The 15,677-nt window shown below is 33.2% G+C and carries 23 protein-coding genes and 1 tRNA gene; 15 read left to right on the plus strand and 9 right to left on the minus strand.

What is annotated here, in order from left to right; genetic code table 11:
* Positions 1 to 24 precede the first annotated feature (24 nt).
* The gene (locus BHU68_RS10085; RefSeq protein ID WP_069471358.1) at positions 25 to 387 is read left to right on the plus strand and encodes a response regulator; all 363 of its coding nucleotides are present in this window, start codon (positions 25 to 27) and stop codon (positions 385 to 387) included.
* Here BHU68_RS10085 and gcvPA read toward each other — a convergent pair.
* The 5 genes from gcvPA to ppa all read right to left on the minus strand — a co-directional run bounded on the left by gcvPA (position 384) and on the right by ppa (position 4,032).
* Entirely contained in the window at positions 384 to 1,703 is a 1,320-nt protein-coding gene (gene gcvPA / locus BHU68_RS10090) for an aminomethyl-transferring glycine dehydrogenase subunit GcvPA (protein ID WP_069471357.1), read from the minus strand. The two genes, BHU68_RS10085 and gcvPA, sit on opposite strands and share 4 nt — an antisense overlap.
* Positions 1,675 to 2,061, minus strand: a complete 387-nt coding sequence (gcvH, locus tag BHU68_RS10095) for a glycine cleavage system protein GcvH (protein ID WP_069471356.1) — start codon at positions 2,059 to 2,061, stop codon at positions 1,675 to 1,677. Before gcvH ends, gcvPA begins: the two co-directional genes overlap by 29 nt.
* Positions 2,062 to 2,076: 15 nt before the next feature.
* A complete protein-coding gene (gene gcvT, locus BHU68_RS10100) occupies positions 2,077 to 3,144 on the minus strand; it encodes a glycine cleavage system aminomethyltransferase GcvT (protein WP_069471355.1) in 1,068 nt (355 codons plus the stop codon).
* A gap of 157 nt (positions 3,145 to 3,301) precedes the next feature.
* Positions 3,302 to 3,377: transfer RNA gene (locus BHU68_RS10105), tRNA-Thr, on the minus strand.
* A gap of 106 nt (positions 3,378 to 3,483) precedes the next feature.
* Entirely contained in the window at positions 3,484 to 4,032 is a 549-nt protein-coding gene (gene ppa / locus BHU68_RS10110; RefSeq protein WP_069471354.1) for an inorganic diphosphatase, read from the minus strand.
* Positions 4,033 to 4,095: 63 nt separating this feature from the next.
* On the opposite strand from ppa, the gene BHU68_RS10115 reads away from it, so the two are divergent.
* The 7 genes from BHU68_RS10115 (at position 4,096) to BHU68_RS10145 (ending at position 8,969) form a co-directional block, all read left to right on the plus strand.
* Positions 4,096 to 4,341 carry a Na(+)/H(+) antiporter subunit B gene (locus BHU68_RS10115; protein WP_069471353.1) on the plus strand — a complete coding sequence of 82 codons (246 nt, stop codon included), beginning with the start codon at positions 4,096 to 4,098 and terminating at the stop codon, positions 4,339 to 4,341.
* Positions 4,342 to 5,001 carry a hypothetical protein gene (locus BHU68_RS10120; RefSeq protein ID WP_069471352.1) on the plus strand — a complete coding sequence of 220 codons (660 nt, stop codon included), beginning with the start codon at positions 4,342 to 4,344 and terminating at the stop codon, positions 4,999 to 5,001.
* 4 nt (positions 5,002 to 5,005) lie between these two features.
* A complete protein-coding gene (locus BHU68_RS10125; RefSeq protein ID WP_069471351.1) occupies positions 5,006 to 5,326 on the plus strand; it encodes an NADH-quinone oxidoreductase subunit K in 321 nt (106 codons plus the stop codon).
* Positions 5,323 to 6,945, plus strand: a complete 1,623-nt coding sequence (locus BHU68_RS10130) for a complex I subunit 5 family protein (RefSeq protein WP_069473107.1) — start codon at positions 5,323 to 5,325, stop codon at positions 6,943 to 6,945. The genes BHU68_RS10125 and BHU68_RS10130 overlap by 4 nt, the downstream gene beginning before the upstream one ends.
* Before the next feature lie 161 nt (positions 6,946 to 7,106).
* Positions 7,107 to 7,889, plus strand: a complete 783-nt coding sequence (locus BHU68_RS10135) for a hypothetical protein (protein WP_083234309.1) — start codon at positions 7,107 to 7,109, stop codon at positions 7,887 to 7,889.
* Positions 7,890 to 8,011: 122 nt separating this feature from the next.
* Positions 8,012 to 8,392 (plus strand): FMN-binding protein, encoded by a 381-nt coding sequence (locus tag BHU68_RS10140; RefSeq protein ID WP_141698830.1) that lies wholly within the window; start codon positions 8,012 to 8,014, stop codon positions 8,390 to 8,392.
* Between the two features lie 7 nt (positions 8,393 to 8,399).
* Positions 8,400 to 8,969: a PepSY domain-containing protein gene (locus BHU68_RS10145; protein WP_069471348.1), complete on the plus strand. Its 570-nt coding sequence runs from the start codon at positions 8,400 to 8,402 to the stop codon at positions 8,967 to 8,969.
* 16 nt (positions 8,970 to 8,985) lie between these two features.
* Here BHU68_RS10145 and BHU68_RS10150 read toward each other — a convergent pair whose 3' ends face one another.
* Both BHU68_RS10150 and BHU68_RS10155 read right to left on the minus strand, forming a co-directional pair.
* Positions 8,986 to 9,438: a DUF29 domain-containing protein gene (locus BHU68_RS10150; protein ID WP_083234188.1), complete on the minus strand. Its 453-nt coding sequence runs from the start codon at positions 9,436 to 9,438 to the stop codon at positions 8,986 to 8,988.
* A gap of 2 nt (positions 9,439 to 9,440) precedes the next feature.
* Complete coding sequence (locus BHU68_RS10155) at positions 9,441 to 9,812, minus strand: outer membrane protein assembly factor BamE (RefSeq protein ID WP_069471347.1); 372 nt, start codon at positions 9,810 to 9,812, stop codon at positions 9,441 to 9,443.
* A 29-nt stretch (positions 9,813 to 9,841) separates the two neighbouring features.
* Here BHU68_RS10155 and fur point away from each other — a divergent pair, with 29 nt between their 5' ends.
* Entirely contained in the window at positions 9,842 to 10,252 is a 411-nt protein-coding gene (fur, locus tag BHU68_RS10160) for a ferric iron uptake transcriptional regulator (protein ID WP_069471346.1), read from the plus strand.
* Positions 10,253 to 10,285: 33 nt separating this feature from the next.
* On the opposite strand, the gene BHU68_RS10165 is transcribed toward fur, so the two are convergent.
* Complete coding sequence (locus BHU68_RS10165) at positions 10,286 to 11,218, minus strand: carbohydrate kinase family protein (RefSeq protein ID WP_069471345.1); 933 nt, start codon at positions 11,216 to 11,218, stop codon at positions 10,286 to 10,288.
* A 76-nt stretch (positions 11,219 to 11,294) separates the two neighbouring features.
* Here BHU68_RS10165 and BHU68_RS10170 point away from each other — a divergent pair, with 76 nt between their 5' ends.
* Genes BHU68_RS10170 through BHU68_RS10185 form a run of 4 tightly spaced genes read left to right on the plus strand, consistent with a single transcriptional unit; the run spans position 11,295 to position 13,475 of the window.
* On the plus strand, positions 11,295 to 11,612 hold the full coding sequence (locus tag BHU68_RS10170) for a hypothetical protein (protein ID WP_069471344.1): 318 nt from the start codon (positions 11,295 to 11,297) through the stop codon (positions 11,610 to 11,612).
* Positions 11,613 to 11,633: 21 nt separating this feature from the next.
* Positions 11,634 to 12,101 (plus strand): cysteine peptidase family C39 domain-containing protein, encoded by a 468-nt coding sequence (locus BHU68_RS10175; protein WP_256359167.1) that lies wholly within the window; start codon positions 11,634 to 11,636, stop codon positions 12,099 to 12,101.
* The gene (locus BHU68_RS10180; RefSeq protein ID WP_069471342.1) at positions 12,101 to 12,979 is read left to right on the plus strand and encodes a phosphoribosylaminoimidazolesuccinocarboxamide synthase; all 879 of its coding nucleotides are present in this window, start codon (positions 12,101 to 12,103) and stop codon (positions 12,977 to 12,979) included. Before BHU68_RS10175 ends, BHU68_RS10180 begins: the two co-directional genes overlap by 1 nt.
* A gap of 1 nt (position 12,980) precedes the next feature.
* The gene (locus BHU68_RS10185; protein ID WP_083234186.1) at positions 12,981 to 13,475 is read left to right on the plus strand and encodes a lytic transglycosylase domain-containing protein; all 495 of its coding nucleotides are present in this window, start codon (positions 12,981 to 12,983) and stop codon (positions 13,473 to 13,475) included.
* Here the strand turns inward: BHU68_RS10185 and BHU68_RS10190 are convergent.
* Positions 13,470 to 13,913 (minus strand): FHA domain-containing protein, encoded by a 444-nt coding sequence (locus BHU68_RS10190; protein WP_069471341.1) that lies wholly within the window; start codon positions 13,911 to 13,913, stop codon positions 13,470 to 13,472. The genes BHU68_RS10185 and BHU68_RS10190 overlap by 6 nt on opposite strands.
* Before the next feature lie 93 nt (positions 13,914 to 14,006).
* Here BHU68_RS10190 and BHU68_RS10195 point away from each other — a divergent pair, with 93 nt between their 5' ends.
* Positions 14,007 to 14,315: a hypothetical protein gene (locus BHU68_RS10195; RefSeq protein ID WP_069471340.1), complete on the plus strand. Its 309-nt coding sequence runs from the start codon at positions 14,007 to 14,009 to the stop codon at positions 14,313 to 14,315.
* A 1-nt stretch (position 14,316) separates the two neighbouring features.
* On the plus strand, positions 14,317 to 15,666 hold the full coding sequence (locus BHU68_RS10200; protein ID WP_069471339.1) for a cobyrinate a,c-diamide synthase: 1,350 nt from the start codon (positions 14,317 to 14,319) through the stop codon (positions 15,664 to 15,666).
* Positions 15,667 to 15,677: the final 11 nt, after the last annotated feature.

Below are 15,677 nucleotides of genomic sequence, written 5' to 3' on the forward strand. Positions count from 1 at the left end.
TAGTGTACATAAAGGAAAAAAATAATGATTAATAAAATTCTTGCTGTTGATGACTCAAAAGTAGATCTAACTAATATAGAGAATATCATAACTGAAGCTGGTTATGAAGTTGTTACGGCTTCTTCAGGCAAAGAAGCAATTGAAAAGGCAACTGCTGAACTTCCAGATTTAATTTTTATGGATGTTATAATGCAAAAAATGGATGGTTATCAAGCATGTAGGGTATTAAATGAGAATGATCAGACTAAAGATATTCCTATTATTTTTGTGACTTGCAAGGGTCAAAAGGCAGATCGTATCTGGGCTAAAATGACAGGGGGTAAAGGTTTAGTACAAAAACCTTATACCCCAAAAGAAATTATTGATGAAATTGATAAATTAGTTTAATTCATTATGTTGTCTAATATTTCAACATAGTTATCTATTTCTGTTTCAGTACGCATTTCGGTAGCACATACTAATAAGGTATTGTCTGTTAGCTTATATCCACCTAAAATATTATTTTTTAATAATTGGTTTAAAACATCATCTACGGGTTTGTTTAACTTTAATACACATTCATGAAAAAATGGTGCATTAAAAACACGACTTATTCCGTTAATATTTGATAGTTTTTCTACTAATTCACTGGTATTAGTGTGACATTTTAAAGCTACTCGTTCTAAACCTTCAGTTCCTAATATTGCGGTATGAATGGTAGCTGCTGTTACCATTAAGCCTTGATTAGTACAGATATTAGAAGTTGCTTTAGAGCGACGAATATGTTGTTCACGAGCTTGTAGAGTTAAAGTATAACCAGTTTTACCTTCTAAATCAACTGTGCGCCCAACAATGCGCCCGGGCATTTGACGTACATAAGCTTTTTTGCAACACATAAACCCAAAATATGGTCCGCCTCCCGATAAAGGAATACCTAAAGCTTGCCCTTCGCCACAGGCAATATCGGCACCTTTAGTACCCCATTCACCGGGGGGGGATAATGTAGCAATTGCTAATGGATTTACCACTGCTATTACTAATAAACCTTGTTTATGCGCCCAATCAGTTAATTCATCTACTGCTTCTAAGCCACCAAAAAAATTGGGTTGTGGAATCACTAAAGCCGCTGCATCAGATGTGTTAATATCCAGATTAATAGTGCCAGTTTTAGGATCATAAGGTATTTCAATCATAGAAATACCTTGATTTTTCACAATGGTATTGACAACTTGCCTATAAACAGGATTTACCGTTGTTGGCATTAAAATCTGTTTTGCCTTTGCCTTTTTCAGCCGCACCGCCATTAAAACCGCTTCTGCTAATCCAGATGCTCCATCATATAAAGACGCATTAGAAACTTCCATAGCGGTTAAATTAACCATCATACTTTGAAATTCATATAATAATTGCAAAGTACCTTGGCTGGCTTCAGCTTGATAAGGTGTATAAGCTGAATAAAATTCACCACGTGTAGTGATTTCCCAAACAGCGGCTGGAATATGATGCTCATAAGCACCAGCACCAACAAAACAAGTTGGTGTTGGAGTAGCGCGTTGCTGCATTAATTGTGCAACTTCCATTTCTGTTAATGCAGTTGGAATTTTTTCTAAATTGCCACAACGTAAATCCGCTGGAATTTCATCAAATAAATCCTCAATGCTATTGGCACCAATAGCATCGAGCATACTTGTAATGTCATTCTTCGTGTGAGGTATGTATGGCATATTGTTCAGCGTTCATTAAATTGTCTAAAACTTCACTTGATTTGATTTTAAATAACCAAGCTTCTTCATATGGGCTACTATTAGCTAATTCTGGGGAATCATTTAATGATTGATTAATTGCAATGATTTCACCTGATAATGGGCTATATACATCTCCAGCAGCCTTAACTGATTCAATTACTACAACTTCTGTTCCAGCAGTGACTTGATTATTCAATTCTGGTAATTCAATAAAAACTATATCGCCTAAACGCTCTTGAGCATGATCAGTAATACCTACTGTTACTGTATCATCATCTTCAACACGTACCCATTCATGAGTTTTGGTATATTTTAATTCTTGAGGTATATTGTTCATAATATTTACTATAAATTAAACAAAAATTTTACCATTTCTAACAAATGGTGGTTTAACTACTTTTGCCACTAATTGTTTATTACGTATTGTCACCAGAACTTGTTCATATTTGCCTGCTGGTACACGTGCAAAAGCTATAGACTTTCCAATAGTAGGTGAAAAAGTGCCACTGGTTATTTGTCCAATACCACCGCCTTCAACGGTAACAGTTTGATGCCCACGTAATACTCCGCCTTTCTGTTCTAATACTAAGGCGATCATAATGTCATGATCTGCGCTTGTTTCTAAAGCTTTGCGCCCAATAAAATCTCGATTTTCAGGCTTAAAAGCCACTGTCCAACTTAAACCAGATTCTAAAGGAGAATAATTCTCATCCATATCAATTCCATATAGATTCATACCAGCTTCGAGTCTTAAAGTATCGCGAGCAGCTAAACCAATTGGCGCGACATCAGCGGCTAATAATGCTTCCCATAATTCAGGTGCTTTTTCTCCGGGTAATATGATTTCAAAACCATCTTCACCAGTGTAGCCAGTACGCCCAACAAAGAATTCATCATTCCAAGTTGCATAAAAAGGTGCAAGTTCTTGTACATCTATTGGTAATAAAGACCTTACTTTTTCGCGTGCAAGAGGTCCTTGTACCGCAATCATGGCTAAATCATCACGTTGTTTGACATCAACTTTAAAATCTGTAGCATGTTTTGTAATCCAAGCCACATCTTTTTCCGTTGTAGCAGCATTAACAACTACACGGAATTGAGTATCTGATACCAAATAAACAATTAAGTCATCAATGACACCACCATTTTCATTCAACATGCAACTATAGAGGGCTTTACCGATATTTTTCAAGCGTGCAATATCATTCGCTAACAAATAAGCTAACAAATCACGCGCTTTTTCTCCTTCCAAATCAACTACAGTCATATGTGAAACATCAAACATACCCGCAGATTTACGAACTTGATGATGTTCAGTGACTTGAGAACAATAATTTAAAGGCATATCCCAGCCGCCAAAATCGACGATTTTAGCATTTAATTTTAAATGGTTATTGTATAAATAAGTTTTTTTGCCCATGTAATAATCCTGAGTAAATTGCTTTGTTATTATAACATGGTGTTGAAAATGTTGAAGATGTTTATGGAAGTAATATTGAGGGATAAAAAAAATGCCTCATCTGTCAGATGAAGCATTATGACTAGACTACAAAGGAGGAATGTCATGAAAAAATTTATGGAGCCGGTAACAGGAGTCGAACCCGTGACATCCTGATTACAAATCAGGTGCTCTACCAACTGAGCTATACCGGCAAAAAGCAAGGGGAACGTTTGCAAACGCTGACCCCTTTTATCGAAAGAACCAATGGAGATCGGTGAGTATAATAATCGAATAGAAAAAAAAATGCAAGAGTTTTTTTTAAAAATTTGGTTTTTCTTTTAGTTGATTAAAACGTTTTACTGAGTCATTAATTTCTTGTTTAGCTGCATCAACATCAGCCCAACCATCAATTTTTACCCATTTATTATCTTCTAAATCTTTGTAATGTTCAAAGAAATGAGAAATTTGTTTTAATAACATTTCTGGTAAATCATTAATACTATTTGTATTTTTATACAAACCACAAAGTTTAGTGATAGGCACAGCTAATATTTTAGCATCTCCACCTGATTCATCAGTCATATTTAATACCCCAACTGGGCGACAACGAATAACTGAGCCACTAATAAGCGGTATGGGTGTTACAACTAACACATCTGCTGGATCACCATCTTCTGATAATGTATGTGGAATATAACCATAATTACATGGATAATACATAGCTGTATTCATGAATCTATCCACAAACATAGCTCCAGTATCTTTATCAACCTCGTATTTTACAGGGTCACTATGAGAAGGGATTTCAATAATAACATTAATATTATCAGGTACATTCTCTCCTGATGAAACTCTATCTAAATTCAAAGTATCTTATTCCTATCTAAGTAAAATATACTATAATACTACGTTTATCATTTGGAGTTCAAAATGAATTTTGAATCATTATTTGATGGTATTTTAGCATTATCCTTATTGTGGATTGCGTGGCAAACACTTACGATTCGTGATTTATTTAGAGCAGTTATATTATTTATAGTATATGGATTATTAATGGCATTGACATGGATACGTTTTTCAGCACCTGATGTCGCTATAGCTTATTTAGCGATTGGCGTTGGTTTTACTGGGGTATTATTCTTGGATATTTTACGTGATATAAGAGAATCTTTATAAATGTCTATTTATTCTGTAAAACTCATTTTTATTATATTGTTACTGTCTATATTGGAACTTGGCTTAGCTTCTGCTGTTTTATTTATGCCAGATGCTCCTACAATAAATTTAACAGAAGTAATGCACGAGCAATTGGCTACTACTAATATGACTAATTCGCTAAGTGCGATTATAGTTCATTTTCGTAGTTATGATATTTTATTATCAATTAGCTGTTTATTTATAGCCATTGTAGGTATATGGACTATTTTTTATAGTACACCGATTATAGAAAAGACAGAGTATGATTATGATACTCCTTTAATGCAGGATTTTCCACGATTGATATTGTTAGTTATTTTTGTTGTAACTATAGCTTATATTCTGTGGAGAGGTGCTGAATTAGCAATCATTGCATTTCATATCGGAGCAGTTTTAGCTGGTATTGCTTTATTCATACGTTTAAAGCAGGCTACAAAACCACAAATCAAAAATTGTATATTTGTACGCTTAGTTTTAAGTAGCGGCTTATTGGTATTTGCGACTATTGCGTTTAGTGTAACCGCTGCTGGCTATGAATTCTCTAATAGCTTAATATTATTAACAGAACTATCTATCATAATATTAATAGCATTTAGTTTATTAATATTTTTTATGGCTAGACCAAATATGAATAATTAATAACATGGCAGATTTTGTTTTTTTACCTTTAGTTAGTATGGGTGTATTCACCATTGGTGTATATGCGTTAATTCTTGACACTGATCTTTTACGCAAAATTATGGCTTTAAATTTTATGGCTAGTAGCGTATTTTTACTATTAATTTCAATTTCTTCACGTTCTCAGCCAGCGGTAGATGCTATACCACATGGATTTATTTTAGTAGCTATTGTAATTATGGTGAGTTTGACAGCATTAGCTTTAATGTTAGCGCGACGTATTTATCAAATTACTGGACAATTATATTTATTGGAAGATGAGAATGAGACGGGAGAACCTTTATGATGGATAGTCCATTATGGGTAACATCTATGATTATGTTGCCGCTGATTGGAGCAATTTTGATTTTTATTTTTGGACGCTATAGTGAACGAGTTTTGGTTCCACTAGTCATTATTGCTATGTCAATCAGCCTCTGGAAATTATTTCTACAAGTATGGACAAATGGAGTGCAATCTTATCCAATTGCAAATTGGAGTATTCCTTTGGGAGTTGAATTATATGTAGATGGTTTAAGTATAGCAATGTTAATAATGACGTTTATAATAAGCGTTTTTGTCAGCCTTTATGCTTTCAAATATTTTTCATGGTTTCAAGAACAAACAAATTGGTCTGTTCCAATTCCTGATAAAAATACTAAAGCACTTGGACAAACTAAAAATAACAAAGAAAATCAAATAGTTATTATAGAAGCAACAGAATCATTACCTAGTAATTATGTAGAAACAGTCACTGTAACTACTAAACGTGATCCACAAGCTTTTCCAAAAGGTCAAGCTAATTTCTTGTTTTGGCCATTATGGTTATTACTTTGGAGCGGGCTAAATGCTTTATTTCTATCTTCAAATTTATTTAGTTTTTATGTGACTTTAGAAATATTAACCTTAGCATCAGTACCTATGATTGTATTAAACAATACTGTATTGGCATTGAATGCGGCTATGCGTTATTTGTTCATTGCGGTATTTGCTTCAATGGTTTATTTATTAGCTATTGCTTTTTTATATGGTGTTGTTGGAAGTTTGGATATTCAATCATTAGCTTTAGAATTAAGATCTGGAGCAACTATATGGATGGCTATATTTTTGATTTTCATAGCATTGACTATTAAATCAGGAATTCTACCCTTTTGGTTGACATCTACTATTGCCAATGCTCCAATACCTGTGGCAATTTTATTAGTTGCTCTGGTAATAAAAGCAGCATTTTATATTTTGTTACGTGTATGGTTTGAAGTATTTCCAAATGAAATTTTAGGTTTAGTATCACAGTTAGTAGGTTTAATAGCGGCGGTAATTATTATTTGGGCATCATGGCAAGCCTTACAACAACGGCAATTAATACGATTATTAGCCTATGCTACAGTTGCACAAGCAGCTTATGTATTGTTAATATTTCCTCTAGCTAATGGAATTACTGATAGTTGGAGTTTTGATGCTTGGCAGGCTGGTATTTATTTAAGTATTTCTCATGCTTTTATATTAGCGGCACTATTTATGGTAGCTGGGCATATATTATATATTGTCAATTCAGATTTTATACATGCAATGCAAGGAGTGGGGCGAATTTCTCCACTGACGTTAATAACATTCAGTATTGCTGGATTGTGTCTAATTGTTTTACCATCGATATTAGTTAATCCGATCTGGCAAAGTGGGCAATGGTGGTGGCTTATAGTTATTATAATAGGAACATTACTAACAGCTAGTTATATATTCAAAGTGCTAATGATCTTGTTTACAAAACTAGATGATCCTGTTAAACATGAAGGTAACTTAGGGCTTTCAATGATATTGATTCCATTATTATTGTCTATACTTACTGTAGGTATGGGAGTATTTGAGGGTGAAATATCGCGTGTATTAGCAATGGAATCTCCTTTTGGGGAGATTAATCGTAATTAAGATTAAAGCTGACAGGTTTTTAAAACCTGTTAGGTTCGATTATTTTTACAATTCATGATAATTTCCAATTAAACCAACCTTATTACATCATAATCATTTTTTATTTGTTTATATAAAATAGAACCGTAATAATAGTAGTTCTCATTTTCATTAGGATTATTATGCTGCAATATAAAAATTTGCTTAAAATAAGTTTATTTACTATGTCTTTTGGAGTAGTTGCTTCTGTTCAAGCTGTAACTAAAGAACAATTGCAGGAAACTATAGAGCGTCAACAGCAGCATTATAATAATTTGGATAATAGTAAAGTCGGTGGTAGCGATAAAAAGGAAATTGATTTTCATAGGTTTGTACTATTTTTTGGTCATGAATTTAGTGATAAAATTCGTTTTTTCTCTGAACTTGAAGTTGAACATTCCTTATCTGGTGATGGTAAACCCGGTGAAGTTGAATTGGAACAGGCATATATTGATTTAGACATCAATCAGCGATTAACCGCGCGAGCTGGTTTATTTTTATTACCTATAGGTATTGTTAATGAAACTCATGAACCACCTACTTTTTATGGTACAGAACGTAACCCAGTAGAAAAATATATTATTCCTAGCACTTGGTGGGAAGCACATGCTATTTATAGCATCCAAGGATTTACAATCAGAGCTTTATATGCACAATGGGATATTGATGGTGATGGTCCAAAATCTACTGGGCAAGATGAACAATTTGGATATTATATTGAGCCATCTTATAAATTTACTGAAAAATTTGGTGTTTTTGCTCGATATAATATTTGGGATAATAGCTCTGGTAATAATGAAGATACTGAATATCAACAAATTGATTTTGGTGTGATATTAAAATTTGACTATCAAATGCAAAATACGCCTGATGGCAAAAATGAGTTTGATGGATTTAATATTGGTATAGGTTATCAATTTTATTAATTAAAATTATTCTTGCAATAATAATATGTTTATTTAGTATTGGGGTTATAACTAAAGGCGTATATCAGCAACCTAGTGCTTTTTTAAATGAAGTCTTTAATTATCAGCCACCTAAAGCTCGTATGATTTGGCTAACTCGTGCGCGACGCTTAGAAATTCGCAAAATTTTGGGGCATAAACTTAATCGGTTGCGGATTCGTTATTGGAAACGCAATCAACGTACAGCTTGGATTTTAGAAGAGATTGGTAAAGAGAAACCGATAACTACTGGAATTGTGATTAATAAAGGGCGAATTGAACGCTTTAAGGTATTAATTTTTCGCGAAACTCGCGGCTGGGAAGTACGTTATCCTTTTTTTACTAATCAGTTTAAAGGTAATTCATTAAACAATTTTTCTCATATTGATGGAATTAGGGGCGCGACTTTATCAGTAAGAGCCTTGAAAAAATTGGCTAAACTCAGTCTATATTTACATCAACAACAACAAGGAAAAAGCTTTTGATACACCGTTGGCATCGCTATCTGCCGCTTATCCTGTAACTGATAAGATTTGGATTAGTTCCATTGCTAATCAATTGTATCTAAATAAACAGCTTATTCAGGGTAATTATGATAAATTAGCAGGTGCGGTAAATCTACCACAAGGATTTATCGCGATCTTAATAGAACAACAAATTTTATTAATCACAGCAGAAGCTGAAATAATCGAAGCTTTAACAGCAACAGAAGGTTTACCAATTGGTATAGGCTTGTTAGGATTGACAACAGATAAACAACTAATTGCACAAACACCATCTGGCTTATATAAACCAGATGATGACTTTATGACTTGGGAAAAAGTAGCAGATAATTCTAAATTACAATGGATTAAGCCTCAATCCCCACCCTCAAACTTAGAACAAGCACTAATCGCACAAGTAAGTGAACAAATAATACCACTTGAACGGCTATTATTAGATTTACATAGTGGTCGTTTATTTGGTATTTGGGGCGTATATGTTATGGATTTAGTTGCAATTTTAATATTAATTTTAGCAGCTACTGGGTTGTTTATGTGGTTAAAGCGTAAGCGTCGGTAAAATAGCAACTTAAAATTCAATTAACATCACTACTTTCAGGAAAAAATTCTACTTTCAGCATTTCTTCAAGTGAAAATGGACATTGTTTGGGGAATTTGTTCTTATTTATACCAGTTTCGCTTTCCGCGCTTAATTTTGCTTTTTCATAAGCAATCATCATTTTATTTTCAATTTCATAACGTAAACTAGGGCTTTCTTCAATAAGTTCTTTAATATCAATTCGTTGAATTAAAATAGTGTTTTTCCAACTTCTTGATCTTCTTATAGATTGAAATTTCCATTTTAAAAGATGGGAAATTAGTACAGTTAAACGACTGAGCAATTCCCTTTTTTCACGTTTACCCATAGATTCCAATTCCTCTGCAATATATTCACTATCTATTTTTGTGAATTGTTTGTTACGAATTAACATGGCGTTTTTCATCAGCCACGCATAAAAATCTTTATCATATTCAGCTGTAATTTCCATGATTATAAAATAGGTTCTTCATCAAATTCATCAGGCAGTGATGGTTTTGGCAATTTACGCTTGCCTATTTTCACATTGCCTTCTATTTTTTTTAATTTTTGATTCTCATCAAACAATAAAGTTATATGACGTTGTTGAGCTTTCTTATAAGCTGGCTGTATTATATATATATAATCCCATCTGTTTTGATGGAATGTATCCATTACTAATGGTGTACCCATTATAAACCGTACTTTATGTGCTGGCATCTTTAGTTGTAATTGATCCAGCATGTCTTGGGTAACTAAATTTCCTTGTTGAATATCTATTCTGTGTAAACTACAACTTAATAAACTAATGCTTAGTACATATACAATAAAAAATTTTGGTATCATAAATATATTAAATCAATTAAAATAAAATTATGGTAAATAAAAACCTTAAAAATGTTGGATTAAAAGCCACTTTGCCGCGACTAAGAATTCTCGGATTATTAGAGAATAATACTCAACGTCACATGAGTGCAGAGGATATTTATAAATCTTTACTAGACGCAGGGGAGGATGTTGGCTTAGCTACAGTTTATCGTGTCTTGACACAATTTGAAAGTGCTGGTTTAGTGGTTCGTCATCATTTTGAAAACAGTATTTCTGTATTTGAATTAAATGATGGTAAACATCATGACCATTTATTATGTATTAAATGTGGTAAAATTATAGAATTTGTTGATGCTGAGATTGAAAAAAGACAAACAGCTATTGCTAAAAAACATAAATTTGAGATCACTGATCATTGTTTATATATATATGGTGTATGCCATGACTGTAAAACCTGACAGGTTTTTAAAACCTGTCAGGTTTAGCTTAACCTAAAAATTATAAGCAAAATTTTCTTTAAAGCTTTGTTTAAAATCATCTAAGCTAAATGTGTGATTTTGAGTACCATGATGTTCCACTTTCTTTGCGCCCATCAATGATGCAATTCGCCCTGTCGTTTTCCAATCAAAATCATTCATTAACCCATATAACAAACCACCGCGAAAAGCATCGCCACAACCTGTAGGGTCTTTTGCTTCAGTGATTTTAGCGGCAGGAATTTCATAAATGGTATCAGAAGTATAAATTATAGCACCTTCAGCACCTTTAGTGATAATTAAAGCTTGTACTTGTTTTGCAGCTTGTTCTGGTGTTAAACCAGTACGTTCTTGCATTAATTGCCATTCATAATCATTAACAATCACCCAACTGGCTTGTTTGATAAATAATTTTAAATCATTACCATCAAACATAGGCATACCTTGCCCGGGATCAAAAATAAAAGGAATATTCGCATCTACAAATTGTTGCGCATGTTCTAACATTCCATCACGCCCATCTGGAGAAACTATACCAATAGTTACAGCTTCAGCTTGGGATACTTTATTGTGGTGAGAAACATTCATTGCACCGGGATGAAATGCGGTTATTTGATTATCATCCATGTCTGTGGTAATAAATGCTTGTGCAGTATAATTATCATTTATAGTTGTCATATGCTTACGTGAAATACCGCATTTATCCATCCATTCAGCATAAAGTGTAAAATCTTTACCAACTGTAGCCATTGGTAAAGCATCACCGCCTAACAGTTTAAGATTATAAGCAATATTACCAGCACAACCGCCAAATTCACGACGTAAATCGGGTACCAAAAATGATACGTTGAGAATATGAACTTGATCTGGCAAAATATGATGTTTAAACTTATCTTTAAATACCATTATGGTATCAAATGCAAATGAGCCACAAATTAAGGCTGACATCTTAACCCTCTTTTTATTAAAATTAAAATAACTATAGTAAACAACTATCATACCATTTTAAAACAAGGTAATTATAATGAAATATAAAAATCTAAAACTAACTATTCTTCTAAGTATATTATTAGGATTAGCTTCTTGTAATGGAGAAGATGATTCTAAATCAGAAACTTTGGATCCATCAGAAGAAAAGGTTTTATCTATTGATCAAATTAAAGATTCTCAAGAAGAGTTTTTAGTCGAAGAGATTGATACTCCTGATGAAAAAGAACCTGAAGAATCTGAAGAACCTGAATTAAATAAAGATGAAATTGAGGCTGAAGCTGAAACTAAGGATGAAATAGAAGATGATGATGATGAAGAAGTTGTAGAAGATGATGATGAAGAAGTACAATGAAATTCATTATCAATTTTTCCAATTTATTTACAAAATGATTCACGTTGGAAAAATGACCGAATTGGTGGTAGTCAACAAACTTTAGCAGCAGTTGGCTGCACTGTCTGTTGTGTCAGTATGTCACTCGCACATCATGGTATAGATATACCACCTAATTTATTAAATGATTTATTAAAAGCCAATAATGGTTATACCAACAGAGGCTGGTTAAAATGGAATGCGATCTCAAAAATAACTAATGGGCGCATTTATTTTGACATTTTAAATGGATCAAATACTAGTGTAATTGATAATGCACTCAAAGCTAAACAACCAGTTATAGCTAAAATCTTACTTTATGGAATTATTTATCATTGGGTGTTAATTGTTGGCAAAGCTGGATCAGATTATTTAGTTAAAGATCCTTTAGGTGATGGAAAATCACTCAAACGATTATCTCTATATAAAAGTAAAATTTATGCTATTAGAATTATGAGAACAAACAATTAATGCCTATTTTTAACTCTGAATTACAGAGTCTTGCTTTAATTAAACGTGGTAAAGTCCGTGATATTTATGCGGTTGATGATCAGCATATGTTAATTGTTGCCACTGATCGTTTATCTGCATTTGATGTAATTTTAGCTAATCCAATTCCTGATAAAGGGGCTGTTTTAACCGCAGTCTCAAATTTTTGGTTTGATTTTACTGAAACTTTAATTGCTAATCATCGTAGCAGTTCTAATATCAAATTAGCTGATATTTTATCAGTAGATGAATATCAGGCTGTTAAACAACAGGCAATAATTGTTAAAAAATTAAAACCATTACCAATCGAAGCCATTGTTCGAGGGTATTTAGTTGGATCAGGATGGAAAGACTACAAACATAGTGGTGGTATTTCTGGTATTATGTTACCAAAGGGCTTACAATTAGCCGATAAATTATCTACAGCAATTTATACTCCTTCAAGTAAAGCTGACCTTGGTGAACATGATGAAAATATTAGCTTTTCAGATACTTGTAAGCTAATAACTACAGAATTAGCAGAACAAGTCCGTGATATGAGTCTGGAAATTTATCATCGCGCTCGTGATTACGCTCTAACACGCGGCATAATTATTGCCGATACCAAATTTGAATTTGGTTTAGATGAAAATAATCAATTAGTTTTAATTGATGAAGTTTTGACACCAGATTCATCACGTTTCTGGCCAGTAGATCAGTATCAAGTGGGTATTAGTCCACCCAGTTTTGATAAACAATTTGTACGTGATTATTTAGAAACTTTGGATTGGAATAAACAGCCACCCGCACCGCTGTTACCTTCAAATATTATTGAAAAAACAGCGGCAAAATATCGGGAGGCACAACAACGTTTAATATAAAATGAAACATTATGTAGTATTATTAATAATATCAAGTACTTTGATCGGATGTGCTAACCCAGCTCTAAAAGAAGTAACACCTACGTCTCATAGTAAATCACGTAGTTATTTACAGGTATTAGCTCGTCAAGCCGCCACTGATTATGGTATTGATCATCGACTTTTTTATGCTTTAATAAAACAAGAGTCTGCTTGGAATCCTTATGCGATTTCTCCAGCAGGAGCTAGAGGATTAACTCAAATAATGCCTGCTACTGGTATGGGTGAATGTGGTTTAGAACGCGAAGCTCTATTAGATCCATATTTTAACCTTTATTGTGGTGCTTATTATTTTAGTAAATTATTAAGGCGATTTAAAGATGTAAAACTAGCTTTAGCCGCATATAACAGTGGTCCAACGCGGGTTGCGCGATTAGGTAGAGTGCCTCGCATACGCGAAACACAACGTTATGTGAGACGAATTATGGCAAGTTGGAATCGAAGTAAAACTCTATAAGCGTTTAAATGACATTGGTATTTCACCCAATACCAATGTTTCACCTGATTGCACTTGTAATTTTTCAAACGGTTTTAAGGCTTGATTATTTCTCCATAAACCATTAAATGAATTTAAATCTTCTATATATAAATCATTTTTAATATAAGAAATTCTGGCGTGACGATGCGAAACACTATTATCATGAACTAGTAATTCACTTAATTTCGCAGAACTACCAATAGTTATACCTAATCTAGCCGCATTTAGTTGAACATCACTAATTGTCAATTTAATATCAGCACCTGATATTAGCCAACCATCTTTAGTAATAGAATTCTTTGCTGCTTTTCTGACAAATTTACCTGATTCAAAATATTTTGTTATATAAACAATAGTTATTGTTAAGATTAACAATAAAATACCTATTTCTATATAGTAATTAGATAATATAAACATAATATGATTTGATATAATAATTTACTTGCTTTGGAAGTTTATTTAAACCATGAATTTGCTTCCATATTGTTAATCCTTCCTCAACAGTAAATTATGAAATTCCTTACCTCTGTATTATTATTAATCTTGATTGTAAATGTTCAAGATACGCAAGCTGCCTATCAAAAATGGTATGTTGTTTTAGGGCGTTATTCAGAAACTAAACAAGGTTATAAATCTGCTTATGCCCTGCGTTATAAATTAAGAAGATATGGACATAGTAATGTCAAAATTATAAACAGTAATTATTATAATGGTTTAATTATTGTGACTATGGGTCCATTTTTTAATCAAAGAAAAGCCTTAGCACAACGCAATGCTGTAAAACATTTTGTATTACATGCTTATATAAAACAATTTTAATATGTCCAATATCCTCATATCTGCCGCTCATAAATCTTCTGGTAAAACCACAATTAGTATAGGTTTATGTGCTGCTTTAACTGCACGTAAGTTTATAATTCAAGCCTTTAAAAAAGGTCCAGATTATATTGATCCTTTATGGTTAAGTCAAGCGACTAAACGCCCTTGTCATAATTTAGATTTTTATACTATGACTTCAGATGAAATTAAACACAGTTTTAGTCATTATAGTCAAACTGCTAATTTATCTATTATTGAAGGCAATAAGGGTTTATATGATGGAATGGATTTAGATGGTAGTAATAGCAATGCCGCTTTAGCACATTTGGTTGATGCGCCAGTTATTTTGGTTATTGATACTCAGGGTATTACGCGCGGTGTTGCTCCTCTGATTTTGGGCTATAAAATGTTTGATAAAGACATTTCTATTGCTGGTGTGATTTTTAATCAAGTTGGCGGAGAGCGTCATGAAAATAAATTACGAGCGGCTGTTGAATATTATACTGATGTGCCAGTTATTGGCGCAGTTAGGCGTAATAAAAATTTGCAGATTAAAGAACGACATTTGGGTTTAATGCCTAGTAATGAAGATCAAAAAGCTCAATTAAAAATTCAAACCATAGCACAAGCGATTGAAGAACAAGTAGATTTAGATAAATTACTGGAGATTGTCGCACCTGTTGAGGCTAAAAATCCAGTTTCAATAACAACAATCAAACCAGATATTAAAATAGGTATTATTCGTGATGCTGCTTTTGGGTTTTATTATCAAGGCGATTTAGAGGCGTTAGAAGCCGCTGGTGCCGAATTAGTATTTATTGACGCTTTACAAGATTCACATTTGCCAGCAATTGATGGATTATTTATTGGCGGAGGTTTTCCTGAAGAACAAATGCAAATGTTAGCTAATAATAGGAGTTTAAAACAAGACATTTATGAAGCTGTAGAAACAGAAATGCCGGTTTATGCTGAATGTGGAGGTTTGATGTATTTAGCACGTCGATTAACATGGCACGATAAAACTTGTGAAATGGTAGGAGCATTGCCTTTTGATACCATAATGCAACAACGCCCAGTGGGGCGTGGCTATGTGCATTTACGCGAAACTGGAAATGGATTATGGCAACAAGGTAAAGAAACAGAATTTTATGCTCATGAATTTCATTATTCTAAACCAATAAATGTACCAGAAAATCTAAAATATGCCTATGAAGTAATACGTGGGCATGGATTAGATGGTTATAATGATGGGATTGTTTATAAAAATACTGTTGCTAGTTATGTTCACTTGCGGGATGTGAAAAATAATCGCTGGGCAGGGAGATTTGTGGAGTTTGTGCGTAATAATTAGTTATTAAACTA

This window comes from Candidatus Marithrix sp. Canyon 246, from assembly GCF_001723685.1.
GTDB lineage: Bacteria > Pseudomonadota > Gammaproteobacteria > Beggiatoales > Beggiatoaceae > Marithrix.